This is a genomic window from Kothea flammea (assembly GCF_052161645.1).
In the GTDB taxonomy this organism is placed as follows: domain Bacteria; phylum Planctomycetota; class Planctomycetia; order Pirellulales; family Pirellulaceae; genus Laterigemmans.
The window spans coordinates 3,138,599-3,157,594 of the sequence record NZ_CP197414.1 but is presented as its reverse complement, the minus strand read 5'-3'; the positions used below and the strand labels follow the sequence as shown (position 1 = coordinate 3,157,594).

General features: G+C 55.1%; 16 protein-coding genes, 1 tRNA gene and 1 riboswitch. Of the genes, 8 read left to right on the top strand and 9 right to left on the bottom strand.

Features of this window, described 5'->3' with window-relative positions:
* The first annotated feature begins 14 nt into the window (after positions 1 to 14).
* Together SH139x_RS12090 and SH139x_RS12085 are read left to right on the top strand one after the other, a co-directional pair.
* Positions 15 to 626: a lysophospholipid acyltransferase family protein gene (locus tag SH139x_RS12090; protein WP_488356007.1), complete on the top strand. Its 612-nt coding sequence runs from the start codon at positions 15 to 17 to the stop codon at positions 624 to 626.
* A 5-nt stretch (positions 627 to 631) separates the two neighbouring features.
* Positions 632 to 1,693 (top strand): phosphatidate cytidylyltransferase, encoded by a 1,062-nt coding sequence (locus SH139x_RS12085; RefSeq protein WP_488355465.1) that lies wholly within the window; start codon positions 632 to 634, stop codon positions 1,691 to 1,693.
* 39 nt (positions 1,694 to 1,732) lie between these two features.
* Here SH139x_RS12085 and SH139x_RS12080 read toward each other — a convergent pair whose 3' ends face one another.
* Positions 1,733 to 2,569, bottom strand: a complete 837-nt coding sequence (locus SH139x_RS12080; protein ID WP_488355464.1) for a hypothetical protein — start codon at positions 2,567 to 2,569, stop codon at positions 1,733 to 1,735.
* A 415-nt stretch (positions 2,570 to 2,984) separates the two neighbouring features.
* Between SH139x_RS12080 and SH139x_RS12075 the strand changes: the two genes are divergently transcribed.
* Positions 2,985 to 3,512: a carbon storage regulator gene (locus tag SH139x_RS12075; RefSeq protein ID WP_488355463.1), complete on the top strand. Its 528-nt coding sequence runs from the start codon at positions 2,985 to 2,987 to the stop codon at positions 3,510 to 3,512.
* Here SH139x_RS12075 and SH139x_RS12070 read toward each other — a convergent pair.
* The 3 genes from SH139x_RS12070 to SH139x_RS12060 all read right to left on the bottom strand — a co-directional run bounded on the left by SH139x_RS12070 (position 3,509) and on the right by SH139x_RS12060 (position 8,007).
* A complete protein-coding gene (locus SH139x_RS12070) occupies positions 3,509 to 5,656 on the bottom strand; it encodes an esterase/lipase family protein (protein WP_488355462.1) in 2,148 nt (715 codons plus the stop codon). The genes SH139x_RS12075 and SH139x_RS12070 overlap by 4 nt on opposite strands.
* A 90-nt stretch (positions 5,657 to 5,746) precedes the next feature.
* Entirely contained in the window at positions 5,747 to 7,627 is a 1,881-nt protein-coding gene (locus tag SH139x_RS12065; RefSeq protein WP_488355461.1) for a hypothetical protein, read from the bottom strand.
* A complete protein-coding gene (locus SH139x_RS12060) occupies positions 7,624 to 8,007 on the bottom strand; it encodes a hypothetical protein (RefSeq protein WP_488355460.1) in 384 nt (127 codons plus the stop codon). Before SH139x_RS12060 ends, SH139x_RS12065 begins: the two co-directional genes overlap by 4 nt.
* 222 nt (positions 8,008 to 8,229) lie before the next feature.
* Here SH139x_RS12060 and SH139x_RS12055 point away from each other — a divergent pair, with 222 nt between their 5' ends.
* Positions 8,230 to 9,975: a S41 family peptidase gene (locus SH139x_RS12055; protein ID WP_488355459.1), complete on the top strand. Its 1,746-nt coding sequence runs from the start codon at positions 8,230 to 8,232 to the stop codon at positions 9,973 to 9,975.
* A 31-nt stretch (positions 9,976 to 10,006) separates the two neighbouring features.
* Here the strand turns inward: SH139x_RS12055 and SH139x_RS12050 are convergent, their stop codons facing one another.
* From SH139x_RS12050 to xylB, 5 genes are all read right to left on the bottom strand, one after another.
* A complete protein-coding gene (locus SH139x_RS12050; RefSeq protein WP_488355458.1) occupies positions 10,007 to 10,540 on the bottom strand; it encodes a DUF6580 family putative transport protein in 534 nt (177 codons plus the stop codon).
* A 170-nt stretch (positions 10,541 to 10,710) separates the two neighbouring features.
* Positions 10,711 to 10,917, bottom strand: coding sequence for a DUF1289 domain-containing protein (locus SH139x_RS12045; protein WP_488355457.1), 207 nt, complete (start codon positions 10,915 to 10,917; stop codon positions 10,711 to 10,713).
* A 67-nt stretch (positions 10,918 to 10,984) separates the two neighbouring features.
* Positions 10,985 to 11,971, bottom strand: coding sequence for a DUF4465 domain-containing protein (locus tag SH139x_RS12040; protein WP_488355456.1), 987 nt, complete (start codon positions 11,969 to 11,971; stop codon positions 10,985 to 10,987).
* A gap of 71 nt (positions 11,972 to 12,042) precedes the next feature.
* On the bottom strand, positions 12,043 to 12,834 hold the full coding sequence (locus tag SH139x_RS12035; protein ID WP_488355455.1) for a DUF1559 domain-containing protein: 792 nt from the start codon (positions 12,832 to 12,834) through the stop codon (positions 12,043 to 12,045).
* Between the two features lie 163 nt (positions 12,835 to 12,997).
* Positions 12,998 to 13,247: riboswitch (cobalamin riboswitch) on the bottom strand.
* Positions 13,248 to 13,305: 58 nt separating this feature from the next.
* Positions 13,306 to 14,829 (bottom strand): xylulokinase, encoded by a 1,524-nt coding sequence (gene xylB / locus SH139x_RS12030; RefSeq protein WP_488355454.1) that lies wholly within the window; start codon positions 14,827 to 14,829, stop codon positions 13,306 to 13,308.
* A 204-nt stretch (positions 14,830 to 15,033) separates the two neighbouring features.
* Between xylB and SH139x_RS12025 the strand changes: the two genes are divergently transcribed.
* The 4 genes from SH139x_RS12025 (at position 15,034) to SH139x_RS12010 (ending at position 18,924) form a co-directional block, all read left to right on the top strand.
* Positions 15,034 to 16,500, top strand: a complete 1,467-nt coding sequence (locus SH139x_RS12025; protein ID WP_488355453.1) for a hypothetical protein — start codon at positions 15,034 to 15,036, stop codon at positions 16,498 to 16,500.
* 64 nt (positions 16,501 to 16,564) lie between these two features.
* A tRNA-Ala gene (locus SH139x_RS12020) sits at positions 16,565 to 16,637 on the top strand.
* A 248-nt stretch (positions 16,638 to 16,885) separates the two neighbouring features.
* Positions 16,886 to 17,638, top strand: a complete 753-nt coding sequence (locus tag SH139x_RS12015; protein ID WP_488355452.1) for a hypothetical protein — start codon at positions 16,886 to 16,888, stop codon at positions 17,636 to 17,638.
* Between the two features lie 473 nt (positions 17,639 to 18,111).
* Complete coding sequence (locus SH139x_RS12010; RefSeq protein ID WP_488355451.1) at positions 18,112 to 18,924, top strand: hypothetical protein; 813 nt, start codon at positions 18,112 to 18,114, stop codon at positions 18,922 to 18,924.
* Positions 18,925 to 18,996: the final 72 nt, after the last annotated feature.

Below are 18,996 nucleotides of genomic sequence, written 5' to 3'. Positions count from 1 at the left end.
ACGTCTTCGACCCGATGAAGATCACCGGGCATACGATCGTGGTGTTAGCCAGACTGCTCAGCGGATTCACGGTCCGCTGGGTAGATTGCCAGCCCGATACCTGCCAACGTGTTTATTTTGCCAATCATACCAGCCACCTCGATGCGGTGGTGCTCTGGTCCGCCTTGCCGCGTCACCTGCGGGCGATCACCCGCCCCGTGGCGGCTGCCGATTATTGGTCGACCGGTAAATTCAAACCCAAGTTGGCCAAAGCATTCAACGCTCTGCTGATCGACCGCAAAGAAATCAAAGTCCACCACAGTCCGGTCGATTTGATGATTCGGGAAATTGGTGATGTCTACTCGCTGATCGTGTTTCCCGAAGGGGGCCGAACCAGCGGCGAAGAGATGGGGCAATTTAAAAGTGGATTATATTATCTTGGCAAAAAACGCCCCGACCTGGAACTGGTCCCGGTCTACATTGACAACGTCAACCGCGTGCTGCCCAGGGGCGAGTTTCTACCAGTTCCGTTGCTCAGTTGTATCTCGATCGGCGCGCCAATCTTTTTGGAAGCTGGCGAGCCTAAGACCGAATTTCTAGACCGAGCTAGAAACGCGGTGCGAGCACTCAAGGGCGACGAGGAGTAAAGAGCATGGATATCGCATTGCCCTTGTTGGCTGCTTGGCAGCCCTTGGCTCAAATTTCGGCCACCACGCTAACGCCGCAAACTTACATTTTGCTGCTGGTGATTTTCTTATCATTGGGCGCGGCCACCTTGGTCGGCCAAATCTTGCGTCGGCGGGAACAGCTTTCGATTGAACCGGCCGTGCTGCGCCGCTTTAATCATCGTCTGCGAGTTTGGTGGATGATGTTCGCCATCTTGGCGATCGGGTTTCTACTGCATCGCTTGGGTGTTGTGATCCTATTTGGATTGATTTCCTTTTGGGCGCTGCGTGAATTCATCACCATGACACCAACGCGGCGGGGCGATCATCGCACGCTCTTTTGGGTGTTTTTTATATTCACACCTTTACAATACATCTTGATCGGCCTGGGCAATAGCGCGCCGGCTTGGTTGACCCAAGGGCGGCAGATCGATTTCTATGGTTTTTACAGCATTATGATCCCGGTTTACGCCAGCCTGTTCATACCGGCGCGGATTGCTATCTCGGGAGATTCCAAACGCTTTTTAGAACGCAGCGCCAAGATCCAAGCGGGCCTGCTGATTTGCGTGTACTCGCTCAGTTACGCGCCGGCCATGCTCGACCTTAGCCTCCGCGGCAGTGATGGCCAAGCTTGGAAAGGCAGCAACGTCACACTGCTGCTGTTCTTTGTCCTCATCGCCCAGATCGCCGACGTCTTACAAGAGGCCTGGAGTCGTTTGGCCGGCCGCAATGTAATCGCGCCGGAAATCAACGCCAGCCGGACTTGGGAAGGAGTCATGGGTTCGATGATTACCACCGGCCTGTGCGGTATGGCTCTGTCTTGGGCGACGCCGTTCTCTTGGTGGGAATCAGGAGTGATGTCGATGGTGGTGGCGATCATGGCCTTCGCCGGTGGAATGAGCTTGAGTGCGATTAAACGCGACCGTGGCGTGACCGACACAGGCACGCTCGTGCAAGGCCACGCCGGCCTGCTCGATCGCATCGACAACGTCTGTTTTGCCGCCCCTGTCTTCTACCATTTGACGCGTTTCTATTTTTCGCAAAGCTGAGCGGTGAGCACCGGCGGTTCACGCGGATTCGCGTAGATCCTAAGGGTTCGTTGGCGGTTGCCCGTAGAATTTCGTCAAATCAATTCCCTGCCGATTCTCCTCTTCGATTAATTTCAAACGACTCTCCAGCCGCTCGACGCGACGCAGCAGCAGCGGCACCAGTTCCTTGTCGCGATCGGGCGGCAACGGCCGCGGCACGGTGGGATAGTTCAAGTGCCGCTGCATGGCCGAGAACAAGAAATTGAGATCCTTGCGACGGTTGGCAAAAGCAATCCGCCCCTCTTTATCGCCAAACAAGACGGCCGGTTGCTGGCTATTGTCGAGCCCGCCTTGGCTGCGGCGACGGCGATAGTCCTCGGAACGCATGAAGATCAAATCGGCCAAATCGACCAACCCTATCTGATTGCGAACTTCAAGAATAAACGCAGCCCAAGCGGCATCGAACAACGGATCTTGGCTGATCGCCAGTAAGCCTTGATTGTAACGCAGGCGGTTGCGGGAAATCGACTCGAACTGAAACAGGAACAAGCCTGGTTGGGCAATCCCAGCCGCACGATACTCCGCGTCGGCTTGCAAAATCTTGACCGCCACCCGCATGTCGAACTGGCCGCGTTCCGCCTCCGCCTCGCCGATCAAGTAACTTTGGTAAGGCGTAAAGTAATGGCTCAGACGCTGCATGGCAGCCGACATCAGGCCGCTGTGCTTCAATTCAGTTAGCAAAAAATCGACCGCCATCGGCAACTGCGTACTGACCAGCAACTCCAACTTGAGGGCGGCCAACAGGTCTTGCAGCGGCATCTGCTCGCTGAGCCGATCGCTGAGGGTTTTAAAGAAGTGGGCCTGTTCGACGTATTCCGCCGGATCGAGCGTAGCCAAGGGGAAGACCTCCTAAAAGCGGATATGCACCTAAGTACACCTGGTATATTTTTCAATGCTTGCACAGATAAACGCTTGACAATAGTTCATCGATGCATATATTTGTTCACAGTTGACAGGCGATACCGACCCCGCCGAAAGACCGGCAGCCCTTACAAAGAACTTGCAAATGCTACGAAGCCAACTTGCAAACGGCCTGAGGTGAAACTAGCGGCTAGATTTATAAGTTGTTCTTTACAAAGGGTTTACGATCAATACCGCGGGGCCAAAAATGGTTTTGGCACAGCAGCTGCTTTGACACACAAGCAGCGAGTTAGCTGGCACCCCGGCTAATCCGCGATGCCAGGAAGGTTGCAGAGACACGTTCAGAGTTAACAGTTTTGATCATTTGTCCATACGGCGTAAGGAGATTGCCATGCTTGTGTTGACCCGCAAAACCAACGAACAAGTCAGCTTGGGTGACGACATCACGATCACGATCTTGAGGATCAACAACGGGTCGATTCGCATTGGCATCGATGCGCCTCGCCACGTTCGCATTCTTCGCAGCGAGATCGACCCCCATCCCGTTCGCGAGGGAAAACCCCAGGCAGCAGACCAGGCGGTTGCCGAGGGTACCGCAGAACTTCAAGCTACTGCAACTCAGGCCGCTGAAACTGGTCAGCGTTTGGAGATTAATTTAGATCAACACGAAGCAGCAGCTCTGCAAAGTCTGCTTGAGACCAGCGAAGCAGGAACGGAACCAGCTCGGATTTACCAAATGCGAACCACGCATAGCACGACAGACAAGATCAGCCAACCGAGTCAGCCCGCCAAGTCGCGACAGCCACATGGTCGCAATAGTGCTGATCGGAACACGGCCAGTCGCCCAGCACCGCTGTCTCGCTTCCTGCCTCCGATCCCGCCGGCAGTCCAAGAATCGACTCCTGGCTACGCAGTTTAACGCTCACCGCCCGCACCCTGCGGTTGCTCCCCGGCTGCGGAATCTGAGGCCTGGGCGACGCGGTCATTTCGATCGATCTCTCGCAAGTGCTGCATCAGAATGCGACGTACTTCGAGAATCGATTCGGGCTTGGTGTGGATTGAAACATGGTCGGCGTTCACTCGCAATTCGCTGACCGCGTCCTCAAATTCGGCGCTGGTCAATGAGACCACACCATCGGATGCTCCGTTACTACTTCCCATGATTCCACGGGCCTTGTCGCTGATCCCGATGATGTTGTGATATCGCACCCGTGGCGAAGACTTCGCTCGCAACATCACTGGAAAAATCTCAGAGTCGGGTGAAAGTGAATCAATTGATGTGTCGGTGGTCAATAACTCGGTGTCCTTAAAGACCCCCGGGTTGTTCCGCACCAATCGACTGCCCGTGCCAATCACCATTCGCGGCAGCTCAATGAATTTCTTTGCCAACCACTGAGTATATGGGTTCGCAAACTCGCTGCCCCGGTGGGGCGTGGCGATTGTAATCACTCGAGAAACAGCTGCGTTCGGCTTGAAAGTCAGCGTGCTGACTAATTTGTGGATGTCGTCGGGATCGCCCTGTAACTGATCGACCGGTTTGTCACTGACAATTCGCCAAAAATCATCCCCACTTTCAATCGCTTGCATCCGACTGACCAAGCCGCCCATGCTGTGCCCGACCAATACCATCTGATCCATCGCCGAGTGTTCGTGCCCGGGATCAAAGCTCTCACGAGTCTTCGCTAGGTCCTGCCGCATCTGCGTGGCGCTGATCCAGAATGGTTGCCCCGTTGGATAAAGGTAAAACCAGAACTGATAGCGCTCGCGAATCTCCGGGAAACTGCGCAGATCATTAAACATGTCCATCCAGGTCAGCGGGCTGGACCACAAACCGTGCACCATCACCACCGGAATCCGCTCCGGGTCGTAAGGCTCGAGCATGAACAAGCCTTTTTCGTCTTGCACCTGATTCGTATAGAGCAAGTTTCGAGTCGCCGAATTCCGCTCTCGGAACTGTGGCGTATCGAGGAAAAAAGCCAGCGGCGTGGTCAAGTCGGTCTGAAGAGGCACCCATTGGTTAGCCAGGTAGATCTCGTTCTGGCTGAGCGGATCAAAGAACTCCAACACACAGCGGGGGTTCCGCGGTAAACGAGGGAGCGGCTGTCCACCCTCGCCCTGAGTTTCCATCATCGCGTTCAGCGGCGACCCAAATTGGTTTGTTGGCTGGAGAGCCATTAATGCATTCGTGGCATTCGCATGTTCATTTGGCGCGGCTTCATTTGGCACTGCGCGAAGGAGTGCCGTAACGGGAAAACTCAGACCTTCCGGATAGAACGATTCTTTTCGCGTGTTTTCTGCCGGTGGTTTGCGGACCGCCACCAGCGGAACTCCGATGCCGAAAGTGCGGTGCCGATTGTTCAGCACTTCGATCTGATAATCGCTGACGAACTCGAAGTGATCGAACTCATCCGCATCCCAACCACCGCGCATCACGGTTTCAATTGTGAACTGACGGTCGCCCGCCGAGATTGTGTAAGTTTGCCCTGGCTTTAAGCGATGATCTTGGCAAAGCAACCGCAGGCTATCTTCGAGCGCTTCATTGTAAAGATCGCAAGCCCCCCGGAACTGAGGGTCATATGCGCTACGCGTTGTCTCGAATTGACGCGCGAATAAATACTCGTAACTTGAGATCAGAGCCGAGGAATAATAATCCAGCGCCACAGCAATCTGCTTGGCTCGCTCCGCTTTTTTGCCTTCGATGTAAGCTAACTCGGCCACGGCAAACTGCCGTTCGGTATCGGCCGCATCGCTGGCCATCGCGTGCAATTTTTGCAACGTTAGCGCTGGTGATTGTTCGTATTCATCAGCAAGACTGTAGCGTCGCAGGACTAATGACGTCCGTTCTTGTAGCTGCGGACCCTTGCGGCTGAGCAAATTCAGCGTGTTGGCTAGCGAATTTTCTCGCGTGGGCCGCTTGGTGATGTAGCGCGTTGTCCCACAGCCCGAACTGAGGCTGACAAGCATCGCCAACAGCAATACGAGCAGCGCACGCGTCCGCTGGTCGGCAAGCCCGAGCGGGCAGCAGACAACAAGCTCAGCTGGTCCTGTTCTAGATCGCCGCACGAAGCCCAGCGTCCTCTGATGGGGATTTTAACGCGTCAAGGGGCGCGGACTGTAGAACGCCACCCCTCGCTGCGTCAATATCAAGCGGCTTCAGAGTTCCTTGTTCAGGTCCCGAATGGTCCGGGCCACAGCTGCCAATTCACCAGCGGGCCGCTGCGGTGCTTGCAGCAATTCCAGCACGATCGAGCGACTTAAATCAGGAGTATTTTTGGACAACAGTGGGGAGAATGGTCCAATCATTTTTTTTTCACGGAGCCGTTCAAAGTATTCAAATGCAAGCTGCCGTGATGCGTCCGGGTCTACCGCCGCGATCACCGAGAGGGCTGCCAACACATCCCGCGCGTGAATCTGCTCCGCTGTCACAGGAGCCGAGGCGGCTGCGTAAGAGACGGGGGCCGTGTGGCAATCAAGCTCACTCAGTGTGCTCAACAACTGTGGCATCGACGCCACAGCCGCCGCGGGTGCCGAGGCAACGATCCGGCCAAGATAGCGTCCGGACTCGCGAACCGAGAGATCCTCGCTGGCCAGCGAGTCGGCAATTAAAGGGACGACTTCGGCGGCCAACTGCGGACGTCGCTGGGCGATCTCCACCAGCACGCGACACGCGGCCGAGCGAATATCCGCGGCTTCGCTTTCATCTGCACCGATCTTCCGCAACAAGGGGAAAGCGAAAGTATCTGCCGCTTCATTTGGCCCCCACTGCTCATCGGGCAATGAAGCATTGGCACCACCATAGCTGAAAGCACAGATCGTGGCGTAGCGGACATGCTTTTCTTGATGTGCCAACAAACGTTCGAGCTCCTGCTGAACTTCCAGCAACGCGATTCCATGATGAATCACCAGGTGGGTTCCCAAAAAGTATAAACATTTTGCACTGGCCCCCGGCGGAGAACGCATGGCTTCGAGCAGGCGAGGAACATCTGCATCGGTGAACTTTTCTCTCCCGAAGCGATAAATTCCCAAGCTGTTGGCAGCATTCGGCGGCTTGTCTAGCTCTTGAAAGAAATCATCGAGCGACTGGATTTCAATCATCTCCCGTGAGAAAACTAAATAACCCAAGACATAGTATAAAAACATGGACGTGAGTTCCTGCTCGCGTCGCCCGCCCAAGTCAGCGGCCGAGGAGAGCGATTCCAGTAATTGAGCACTCTCTGCGGCATCCAGTTTACATTCAGCGGTCAACGCTTCGACAACACCCGCCAGCGTGTAACACCAGTCCTTCTCCGCGTCCCACAGAATAAAATCGTTGGCATCACGTCCCCTGAGATTGGGAATGGCTAATTCGGCCAGCAGAGCATGGGTTGTTTTACCCGCGTTGTCCGTCACCAAAATATCCACACTTTCCAGCTTCATGCTTTGCAGTAATTGGGCCGTGTCCCTTGTGATGCACTGTTCATCAACTAAGAGCGTCCGCAAGTAGGTGAGTGACTCCAGCTGCTGAAGTCCCTCGGATGTGACGTTGGTGTTCGTAATGTCCAAGCTAGTTAAACCAATCATTTGCCCGAGATGTTTGAGGCTCTCGTTCGTGACGGCCGTTCCCGAGAGCGACAATCGACTGAGCTCTGGCGGCAGACATCCCACTTGGGCATCGCCGAAATTTGTATTGTCCAAGGAAAGGGCCTGCAGTTGTTGTTGGTCGGCAAGCAGCTGGCATTCGTCGGGCTGCAAATTCCAGCCATCAAGCGTCAATCGTTCAAGCCCGGAAAACTGAGTAAGCGAGCGAAATAACTCAGCGTCCGGCGTTACATTCCTGAGGTCGACGCTGATCACGTTAAATGGTTCGGAGGGCTGCGATAAGACGACACCTCCGCGTTGCCGAATGGCTTCGACGGCCGCTTGCTGCTTTAAAGTCGCTAGATATTGGCTCACTTCGTCTTTACAAAGCAAGCCAATCATCAACGTGCAGATAGCCGCGAACAAAAGTCCCCACAGCAGCCGAGCGCGCATTGGACCTGGGTTGTTACCATTCATTGTCGCGGTCCCGATGTAAAAATTTCAATGCCCGGTAAACAGCAGAAATCCGCCTTGCTGACCAAACGAAGGCAAGTGGGTGTATCCGCACCAATATCAATAACGCAACCTACCCGACCGGCGGCACCGTAGCAAGCAACTTCGTCCCTGAGCAGTCCACAAGCAAGCTGACCGGTACCGCCTTGACCATCTTTCAACGCGCTTTTCCCGCGCAAAGTCAACGCGCTTTTCCCGCGCAAAGATTGACCCGCGACGGGGACATGCATATCGTTCTTATGAAGCCCTTTACGAGCCGAGTCCGCGCCCCTTGATGCGGCCGCCGGTAATTGTGAGATGCGACGGGAATCGCCAAAAGCAGAGACTTTTTTCGCACAGATCATCAGATTTTTTCCTAGTGAAAACGGAATCGATCGGAATAATCCGACCGCCCAAATTCAGCTTCTAGGGATCATGCGGAATAGGCCCACCAACGGGTCACTCTGTTTTTTTGACCGGGCACATTCTGTGAGCTAGATTGCTATGGCCTCGCGTGCTGTCGCGGCCATGCCGACCGCCTCCCCTTGTTGGTCGGACCTCCCACTTGAGCCCGTTGGATATCGCGCATGAATTGCTCCATTCGCAGGTTTGTATTTCGCTTCGCGGCCGCTGCCGCGTTGATTTCCTCGATTCCGCAATCTGCTGTCTACTCCCAAAATAATTTCGTTGCACCAGCTGCCCACGATCCGGCAGCTCCCCATGACTCGCAAGTAGTCCCTTTGCCGGCAGGCGACTCTGCCCCCGACTCCTCAAGTGCTGCTTCAGAAAAACGCTGGGCTTCTCCACAAGCCGCCATCGAAGATGGTCGTTCACTGGAAGATGCGGGACTCTGGGGTGACGCCATTCGTCACTACGAAGCGGCCACGCGACAATGGAAGCAAGACCAAAATTTACAGCGTCGATTGCTGATCTGCCGATTACATTTCGATGTTAACCGTCGTTATGAAGATCATTCTTTTCTGCAGTCGATTGGCGAGTTGCCAGCCTCGCAGACGCTCGACCTCTACGCCGAGGTCCTGGCTAATCTGGAGACGCACTACGTAGAGTCGCCGCAGTGGTCACAGATCCTTCGCTACGGGACCGCCTCTTTAGAAGTCGCCCTTTCCGAACCGACCTTCGTCGCCACGCACTTGGCAGGTGTCGATCCGCGGAAAGTGGAGAGCTTTCGCCAAAACGTTCATCGCCAAATCGTTGGTCGCCCGGCGAACACGCGGTTCGATCTCCGCGCTCACGCCTCGCATGTGGCCGGTGTAGCGCGTCGTGAACTGGGATTATCCAGCACCGCGGTGTTGATGGAATATGTCTGTGGAGCAATTAGCACGCTAGACCCCTACTCGCGTTTTCTCACCTCGAGTCAACTCGACGATACCTTCTCAAACATCGAAGGAAACTTTGTCGGGCTAGGTGTAGAGCTCAAATCAGAGGGCGATCGTTTAAAGATCATCAATGTGATCCCCGGTGGCCCAGCGGAAGAGTTCGGTCTGCTAGCTGGAGACGCGATTGTCTCCGTCGCCGGCATGAAAACCAAGGACAACGATCCCGACGATGTCGCCGATATGCTGCGTGGCCCGGAGGATTCACTGGTGGCTATCGACCTGGTCAAGCAGACTGGGGAAACGATTAGCCTGCAAGTTCCTCGTCGTCGCGTCGAAGTGCCCAGCGTCGAGAATGTTCAGATCATCGATGTCGATTCGGGTACCGGATATTTTCGCCTCACCAACTTTCAAATGACAACCACGCGGGATATCGAAAACGCCCTCTGGTCGCTTCACCGCCAAGGGATGCGTCAACTGATCATGGACCTGCGAGGCAACCCCGGTGGGCTGTTGTCGACGGCAGTGGAAGTGGCTGATCGCTTCGTCGAACAGGGTCGCATTGTCTCGACTCGCGGTCGCAACGTGCGAGAAAACTTTGAATACTTTGCCCACCGCCCCAAGACCTGGAATGTGCCGCTGTACGTGCTGATCGACGGGGATAGCGCCAGTGCCAGTGAGATCTTCGCCGGAGCGATTCGCGATTCAGAGCGAGGCGTGCTGATCGGCCAACGCACTTATGGAAAGGGCAGCGTGCAAGGCATATTCAGGATGGAAAAGGCTCGCGCTGGACTGTGCTTGACGACGGCCAAATTCTTTTCGCCAAAGAACGTCGCCATCAGTGAACAAGGTGTCGAGCCTCATGTGCCGGTAATGCCCACGCACATCATGGCTCGCCCCACCGACGACGGACACTTGGCGACCACGCAAGACGACGCCATTCTCACCGCGGCAATCGAACGGGCCCGCAACCAATCGCGAATCAGCCGGTTGCCGTAACGCTAACTGCCGCCACCCGGAGAGACTCCGCTCAGGCAGCGTTGCCGTTGGGACTACTTAGCGAACACTGGCGATGCCGCCCCGCGGCTAGCCAGTTTGCCGCCGTCGCGGTGCCGAAAATAATCGCCGTAAAGGTTACATCACCGGCCAGCGTGTTGCCAAAAAATGGAATTGCCGCTACGTAACATTTCACCAGGGCCGCGAGCGTTAAATTGCCCGCTTGCACCCAGCAGGCAAAATTTGTGATCAAAAAGAAAGCGGTCGCACCGGCCAAGGTGGCACCGGCGATCCCAAACACGCTAGGCTTTCCTTGCAACCAGCGACCGAGCAAGACGTTCAGCGCCAACGCTCCGTAGACTACCATCGCCAATCCATGCATACCAATCACCAAGTCGCTCAATATCATCCCCAGCAAAGGTACCAACAAAGCGATACGAGTGCTGGCCAATGTTGCTCCAGCAAACAGAGCGATCGCAGCGACAGGAGTAAAATTAGGTGGATGCGGTAGCAACCTCGAGACGGCGCACAGCAGTACCAAGCCGACCACCATCAGGTAGCTCGACATTGCGGACATTCTCAGATCCATCATTCGCACTCGCATCTTTTTACTCACTCAATGGGTAAATACCAAAATACACTAAATCTTAAATTCACTGAACTCTGTCAAACTTCACAAAAAGCGACGAAACACAGCGGCTATCGCCAAGCCGCGCCACCCGCCTCGCAGTTCGGTTGTTAACTCTTTCGCTCGGCACGCTCGCCGAGACGCGTCCTAGCTTTCCGCAACACTTCTGATTTAACCTGGTTGCTTAACGAACCCCACAGGGCGACTTCGCTGACATGCCGGCCGCAGCCAATGCACACTTGCTGCTGACTTAATTCGCAAACGTTGATACATGGAGATTCGACCGGGGTCTCCTCGGCGGGTTTATTTTTCGACAAATCAGGCTGCTCCGGCTTATGCTAAATGATGCCAACGAATTGGTACACGCCAAACGCTTTTGTACACCTATGAGGCTCGCAAATCACACTTTTGACGACCTCTTCGGCGACCGACATAGACCACTAAGGAGGCTACTCCCAAAGCAGCAAACGTACCAGGCTCCGGGACGGCCGTAATCGCCATGTTGTCGATGGCAAAATAGGCGGGCGGATCGACATAGGTAATGCCATCGAAAGTGGAAGTCACGTTCGAATCGACGACAAACTGCAGTCCGTGCATAAGGCCCAAGCCACTCAAGTCTACTCTTGTCCAGTCCACCAGCACAAAGTCATCCTCGGTGCCGGCCGCCCCAAAATCAGCCAACGTTTCCAGATGGCTACCGATGACTTGCCCGCCAGCATCCAGCGCCTCGATCCGCAACCTTACGAATTCGCCGTCGAGCAGGTTATCTCGATCGGGATAGGCAGCGGGCGCGTTGTCCATCACATAGCGAGCCAAGTAGGTAGTGTTGACTAAATCCAGCGACGAGACGGCGGTCGCTTTTGAAAACTGAATAACGGAACTGGTGGTGTTCAGTTGACTTCCCGTATAGGCCACCGCGTAAGTCCCACCCACATCGACTCCGCCTAGACCATCAGAGCCACCGCCGGGAAAAGCTGCATACTGGTTCATAAAGCCAGGTGAAACCGAGTTTACCACGTTGGAATAAGCCCAACCTGACCAGAAACCACCAAAGTCTGGATCGAACGCTAAGCTATTAGAGAAATGTGCCGTGTTGCTGGACCAACCGTCGGAGTTTGATGCATTGGAGCCATCATTGCCATTATAAAATTGTCCGCCAGCTTGCCCGTCTGTGGCTCCGCTAGTTCCCGTAAACAGAGTCAACTCTTCAAAGTCAACAATCACCTCCGCCTGGAGCGAAGCGGGTAGTACTAAGCTGCAGAAGGCCACCAAACAGCCGTTCAAAATCGAGCAGCGAAACAGCCTGCCAAAATGGACGAACGAGCTAGCAACCTTTTCAACGGCATTACAACTATTTATTGGATCATTCATGTGAAATATCTTTGCTATTGAAAACGCATTATGCTTGTTGTCAGATCGAGGTCAGAAATTCATGGAGCTGATTAGTAGACTTCACGTCCGGCCCGCGTGATGATTGCTGCTAACACCCTATGATCAATTGAATCAGCCAAAAATTGCACGTGCGCGTCGAGAAACAATCCCATCGCACCGGCGGGATGGTCGCTGCGAATTTCGTTGTCGCCAATCCAAACGTCAGGATCATTAATGCCACCCGACTGCACGAATACATTGCGACCGTTTATCCATTCGCTATCGGGACCGCCCACATCTTCCGAAACGGCCAGCGTGTACGACAATCCGTCGACAACGTCACGAAAGGCGATGCTACGTCCATACAAAAAGACGCCATCATCTTGCCGACGATCAACTAAAGTTTCACCAAACAATCCGCCGTAATCTGTGGGGCCTCGCGCCGCGACGTTGGAAGCAGCCACGCTCACTTCACGCGATGTGCTGGGGCACAGATAAACATCCAGCGTTACCGCTGCGGCGGCCGCGTTGGCGGGATGATCGAATGGCACCCGGAAATCGATTTGCTGATGCACCGCTTGTTGTTCTAGAAATGGCAGCAAAAACGCTGACCAAGCGAACTGCCTGTGGGTAGGAGGAGCTTGCCAACTCCGCCACTCAATGCAACCGGTCGGTAGGCTCTTGTGCACGTCATGATAGTGCTGCAGCGCCAAGCCGATTTGCTTAAGGTTATTCTTACAATTTGTCTTGCGAGCCGCTTCGCGAGCCGTTTGCACGGCTGGCAGCAGGATCGCGATCAAGATACCGATAATGGCAATGACGACCAAGAGTTCAACAAGCGTGAAACCGCTCCGTTTGCGCATGGAGATGCCTAATTAAGCAGGAGACCGTGAGAACGCTTGAGCACCCTACTTGGCCGCACGTACGCTCAGAGCAGACTTGCGGATGGGTGCGGCGCAAATCAAGACCGATGTATGTCGCCAAGCAAACACTCAGACAACAACCGCCCCAAACCGGAGGGCTCCATGTCGTTGCACGCTGCTGGTAGGTCTTCTGACTCACCGCGACCACGCCTCGATGCCTTCTCACCCGCAAGATGCGGACAATGGCGAATCAGCAAGCAGTTGCTCTTCGAAAAAGAAGGAGCCGTGGTTTGTGATTTAACGAATCACTCGCGGCTTACAGCGGCCGGACCGTCCCGGATTTCCACCGGAGTTCCCTGTTAGCCGAGCGAACTCACAAAGCCGCTCGGGCCACCATCAGCGTCGGAAAGTTTGATGGATTCGCGAGTCAATGTCAACCCTTTGTGACATTGGGCTGCCCTCTTTATTTTGTCAGGCGTTTGTGAATTCTGCCAATCTCGCAAACTCCGGCTTCAATTGCTTATAAAGATCTTGAAATACTGGGAACATGCGATCGTAAAGTTTGGCATTCTGACGATTGACGGTAGTATGGTCAGCTAGCTCGATCGTTTTCTTGCAAGCCGTTTCAATATTTGGGTAAGCGCCATCACCAACGGCAGCCAGCAGGGCCACACCGAAAGCGGGGCCTTGTTCAACTTTGATAGAAGACACTTTCTGCCCAAAGATATCAGCCTGCAATTGACGGAACAACGGGTTTTTGCTGCCGCCACCCGAGACGCGAACTTGACGAATCGGCACCTCCATTGCGCGAATGATCTCAAAGCTGTCGCGGAGGGCGAACACGATTCCTTCCATAACGCTGCGTGTCATTGCCGCGCGATCGTGATTCAGACCTAACCCGACAAAACTCCCACGGGCCAAAGGATCAGCGTGCGGCGTCCTTTCACCAGTCAAGTAAGGCAGGAACATCAGCCCCTGGGAACCCGCCGCGACCTTCGCCGCTTCGGCGGTCAGTTCCGCGTAGGCATCTCCGTGCTGTTCGGCAATGCCTCGCAACACCGACTCGACCCACCACTGCAGCGAGCCGCCACTGCTGAGGCTGACACCCATCATGTGCCATTTGCCGCGGACAGCATGGCAAAAGGTATGCAACCTGCCCAAGCGATCGTATTGCGGCTCATCGCTGTGCACAAACACCACGCCAGAAGTGCCAATCGAGGTGCTTAACAAACCAGCCTTAACGATGCCGTTACCAATCGCCCCGGCGGCGCAATCGCCAGCCCCGCCGACAACCTTGCATTCAGTCGTCAAACCCAACTCAGCGGCTGCTTCACTGGTTAATGTCCCGGTCACGTCCTCGCTTTCAAAAACTTCAGGCAGCAAGTCGGCCGGCAAATCGAGAGCCGCCAACAACTTCTTGCTCCACTTTCGCTTCACCACATCCAACAGCAGCGTGCCACTTGCGTCGCTGACTTCCGTCGCGTATCCACCAGTCAACCGCCGCCGAACATCGTCCTTGGGTAACAAGACCTTGGCCAACCGATTGAACGCTTTGGGCTCGTTGTTTCGCAGCCACAAAATTTTGGGGGCCTGAAAACCTGTCAGAGCCGGGTTGGCGACGAGCTTGATCAGTTTCTTTCGCCCCCCCGCCCGCTGGGTAATTTCATCACATTCAGCCATCGTGCGCTGGTCGTTCCAGAGCAACGCCGGCCTGATGACTTGATCATTACTATCCAAAAACACCGATCCGTGCATTTGGCCACTTAAACCAATAGCCCGCACCGAACTTGGTTTTAAACCCGATTTTTGCATCACTTCCCGCACGGTGGTCACCGTCGCTTGCCACCAATCCTCCGGATTCTGCTCGGTCCATCCCGGTCGCGGCGTGAGTACGGGGTACTCTGCAGAGGCTTCGCTGATCACGGCTCCCGCCGCATCGATCAACAACGTTTTGGTGCCACTCGTGCCAATATCGATTCCGAGATAATGTGTCATGACTGCCTGACCCGCCTTTGTGGCCTTGGGGATACAAATGAACCGAGCGATACTATAGTGCGTACCGCACGTCGGTTGAACGGCACGTTAAGGCTTGAACGACACGTTATACTGACCGGCAACTAGGCCCAGGTTAATAACGTCAGCATCTCGCTGACTGCTGATTCCCAGCCGCTTTTTTTCCTACAGCTGTTTGCTTCGCATATGTTGTTTTCCACAGCGGCTCGCCGCGTCCGCATGTTCCCCGCTTTAGCGTTTAGGCCACTGCTGTTGGGCAGGCCACTGCTATTTTGTCCGCTAGTTCTGGTCACATTCTTGGGGTGTGGAGGCAATACGCCCGATTTGGCTGGACAACCCGATGATGCTGAATCGTCTGGCGGTGAGGAACTGGCTGCGCCGGGGATCGATAGTGAAGCGATCAGCTCGGTTCCGCTGCGGGTCATTGTCGAGGATGGGTCGGATTTGGTCCCGCTGCTGCAAACCTCTTGGGCGGCCGTATCGGAGCAACCACTGGAGATCAGCTCTGTGCCCAGCGACGCACTGCTCTCGAGTGCGGCTGCGTCTGACGTCATCATCTGCCGAACGTCGCGGATGGGAGACTTGCATGCTGCCAAAGCGGTCAGCTCATTGCCCAGCGTTTTCCTCGACTCACCGGCTGTCAGGCAAGACTCACTGCTGTCGGCTCTCAAAACCGATGGCATGCTTTGGGGCAGCGAATTTTATTCCGTACCAATGGGAACCGTGCTCCCGGTCCTATGGGGAGACGCCGATTTTCCGCTCGAAACGCTTTCCAGCTGGGAAGCGTACGGGACCGCGGTGGCCGCTTTACCGGCGGGACAAGCGGCCGAGCCATTAGCACCGGGCTGGGCTGCTCTTGCCTTTTTGTCGCGTGCCGCTTCGCAAACCTCGGGCGCTTGGCTGTTCGACCGACAGTCACTACAGCCGACCCTCACGGCGCCACCCTATTTACGAGCACTCCAGCAACTCGCAGCCGATCGAGCTGCTTATCCTGAACAGCTGATGACTCCCAGCGAAGTCTGGCAAGCTCTGGCCACTGGTCAATTGCGATTGGGTATTGGTTGGCCGACCCAACTGGAAGCGCGGACCGCGGAGAGTGCGGCCCAACTCTCCAAACTTCAAATGCGGCCGCTGCCCCAGGGAGCGGAGGTGTTTGTTGATGGCTGGCAACCGCTCGGTACCGCCCCGATTCGTCCAGTGCTATCCCACCACGGCAGCATGGGTTTGATTGCCAGTTCTTGCCGGCAAACGTCGATCGCCCGCAGCTTTTTGGCTTGGTTGATTAGCCGGGAGACGCATGCCCAATTGTCGGCAAACAGCGATCTCTTCGCCGCGATCCGCGAGGGCTCGACACAGAGCGAGGAAGCGGAGGCCGGGCTGCTAACACGCGTGGATCCTTGGCGTGAACGCTACGATCTGTGGCTGGTCAACACGTTAACAGCGGGAGAAGTACTCCCCAGCCTGCGATTACCGGGAGCGGAAGCTTATTATGCGGAGCTCGATGCCGCGATCCGAGAAGTCCTAGCAGGCACGCTGGACCCGGCCGCCGCGTTGACTAGAACGACGGAGCGCTGGGAAGCATTGACCGAGCAGTTCGGTCGCCAAAAACAACTCAGCGCTTGGCGTCAATCGCAAGGCATGCGAGGCCGCTGAAATCAGCACAAGTTTGCGGCTAGACAAACCTCAATGGCTATTTTATGTTGCTCGTGAGAGGAAAGGGGCCGTAGCTCAGTTGGGAGAGCGCTGCGTTCGCAATGCAGAGGTCGAGGGTTCGACTCCCTTCGGCTCCACTTTTACCTTAGTTCCTACCGAGAAGCTACTTAGCGTCACCGCCACTTTCGGCGTGTGGGTCACTTCTGAATGACTTTCGCAGTAGTCACTTACTGCGAAACGATTGGAGCTACCTATGCCACGCCCGAAATACACGCCGCCCGCCTACCAATTCCACGTCTCTGGGCAAGCCGTCGTCAGGCTTGACTAACAAGACTTCTATCTGGGCAAGCACGGCACACCCGAGAGCTACGCCCGCTACTACGCTTTGCTGGCCGAGTACAACAGCAACGGCAAGCGGGCACCCGAACAGCCGACGCACTTGGCCGAGGTGAAGATTCGGATTCGGGACATCACCGCCGACTTCCGCAAGCGAGTACTGCCCAGGTACGAGTTCAATAACGCCCAGCACAATCGGTTTACCAACCTTTGCAAGTTGCTTGATGAACGCCACGGCGATGAATCACCCGAGGAGTTCGGCCCGTTGAAGCTGGAAAGCTTGCGTGATCACTTCGTTGAGTCAGGGAACAGCCGCAAGTACGCCAACAATCAGGCCCGCAACGTCGTGCGGATTATCAAGCACGGAGTCAGCAGGGAATTGGTCTCCGCTCAGCGGATCGTTGCACTTGAAACACTCGAGCCGCTCCGCCCAGGTGAAGCACGGGAGACAGTGAAGCCAAGCAACGTTGACGCGGCCACCGTCAACGCCACCTTGCCCCACCTAACGCCCGTACTGCAAGCGATGGTGAAGTTGCAACTCGCCACGGCGATGCGTCCCAGCGAGCTATTCAGGATGACGCCCGCAATGATTGACCGCAGCGGTGAAGTTTGGATGTATCGTCCCGACGCCCACAAAACAGCCCACCGCGGAAAGCAAAAGGCAGTCCCGATTCTTGCCGATGCGTTGGAAGCCTTGCAGCCTTACCTATTCGGTGATCAGAACGATTTGCGGGGAGGCTTCGCCAGGGTCAGGCATTGTTTTCGGTGTTCAGGTCTGCGGTTATGTCGAACTGTGGCATAGCCCGGTCGCAGTGTCACGTCCCGCCTTTGCGTTGGACATCTATCTTAGAGTCCCTGCGTAAACCGCTCGTAGTGCCTGGGGGGATGGAACGGTTTGCGTCGTCCATAGCCAGTGTGACACTTTGGTAATTAGCTCCGGGAACTGAATGCGTGGTAGTCAACGCATCAAACGGCCCATTAACGCCAAAGGGAGACCAGCAAACAGCCAAGTCGAACCTCCCTCAACACCGAACACAAGGCCTGACCCCGGCGCAGCCTCTCTCCCCTTGAAATGGCTAAAGAAAAAAACATCGCGGCAAATAATGGCGAGATAAGCCTGGCTCATGGGATTGACGCTTGCTCTTTTCGTTTGAAACGTGCCGCAAACTACGCTAAGCTCCAGGCACTCGTAGTTGGCAACGCTTTGTAGTTTGCTTACCCCCCGTCGCGAAATAAACGCATTTTGGCGGCCTCCATCAAATCATGAGAGAATCAATGCAAACGAATAGCAAGATTTTATCTGATCTCGAGGAACCCGATGCAAACCGGCGAGAACCTGATGCCTTGGGCGATCGGCTCGATTCCGCAATCGGGGAAACCTCCAGCGGAATGGGAGCCATGTTGAGCGAGCTGATTCGTCGCTCGCTAAAATCTGGCGTTAGCGATATTGGCAAGTCCCTCGGTCTGTTCGCGGAAGAGCAAGTCGAGCAGGCCGTGGCGAGGCAAATGCCGGCAATTGCTGAAGCTGCCGATGAGGTTGCCGAATCGACCGCGAAACGAATTATCAATTCGGTCGCCAAAGATTGGAGCGAGAAATCGGAGAAGCAACGGGAAGAAATCGTAGCCAGAATCCAGACGGTCGAATCCTCCGCGATAGATCGCTCGCGGATGCATGTTGACCAGATCATTTCACAAGTTCGAAAAACGATCAGTGAAACACAGGCGATGGCGTCTCAGCATCAAGAGTCGTCCGAGCAAAAACTAGAGGAGATTCAACAGAAAGGCCGCCGAACTTGGAGTAAAATCAAAGAGGAATTGGAAGGTCTGAATAATTCTCAACGAAACTTGCAAGTAGAAAATGCTGCTTTGCAAGCCGAACTTGCGAACGTTCGGCAGCAGGCCCAAACGCAGTTGGAGGAAAACCTGCAACTTAAATCGCGACAGGCAATCATCGAAGAACGGTTAGCCAAACTCGAGGCGCCGAAAGGGTTGCGAGGGTTGCTCGCGAAAATGGGAGGTGGCTCCAAAAAGAAACCTAATAATGCTCCTTCAGCCCAAGAAAACACCTCCACCGAGGCAAGTCATTAACTTTATAAGATGAGACGAGGCTTTTGATTGGGCAATGGGATTTCCGTCGATCACTTGCATCGCCAGCGGGCT

Coding starts and splice junctions, on each gene's coding strand:
- SH139x_RS12075 (WP_488355463.1), top strand. CDS start 2,985: ATGCTTGTGTTGACCCGCAAAACCAACGAACAAGTCAGCTTGGGTGAC.
- SH139x_RS12085 (WP_488355465.1), top strand. CDS start 632: ATGGATATCGCATTGCCCTTGTTGGCTGCTTGGCAGCCCTTGGCTCAA.
- SH139x_RS12050 (WP_488355458.1), bottom strand. CDS start 10,540: ATGTCGAGCTACCTGATGGTGGTCGGCTTGGTACTGCTGTGCGCCGTC.
- SH139x_RS12090 (WP_488356007.1), top strand. CDS start 15: ATGAAGATCACCGGGCATACGATCGTGGTGTTAGCCAGACTGCTCAGC.
- SH139x_RS12035 (WP_488355455.1), bottom strand. CDS start 12,834: ATGCGCAAACGGAGCGGTTTCACGCTTGTTGAACTCTTGGTCGTCATT.
- SH139x_RS12025 (WP_488355453.1), top strand. CDS start 15,034: ATGTTGTTTTCCACAGCGGCTCGCCGCGTCCGCATGTTCCCCGCTTTA.
- SH139x_RS12010 (WP_488355451.1), top strand. CDS start 18,112: ATGCAAACGAATAGCAAGATTTTATCTGATCTCGAGGAACCCGATGCA.
- SH139x_RS12060 (WP_488355460.1), bottom strand. CDS start 8,007: ATGATCTGTGCGAAAAAAGTCTCTGCTTTTGGCGATTCCCGTCGCATC.
- SH139x_RS12040 (WP_488355456.1), bottom strand. CDS start 11,971: ATGAATGATCCAATAAATAGTTGTAATGCCGTTGAAAAGGTTGCTAGC.
- SH139x_RS12065 (WP_488355461.1), bottom strand. CDS start 7,627: ATGAATGGTAACAACCCAGGTCCAATGCGCGCTCGGCTGCTGTGGGGA.
- SH139x_RS12055 (WP_488355459.1), top strand. CDS start 8,230: ATGAATTGCTCCATTCGCAGGTTTGTATTTCGCTTCGCGGCCGCTGCC.
- xylB (WP_488355454.1), bottom strand. CDS start 14,829: ATGACACATTATCTCGGAATCGATATTGGCACGAGTGGCACCAAAACG.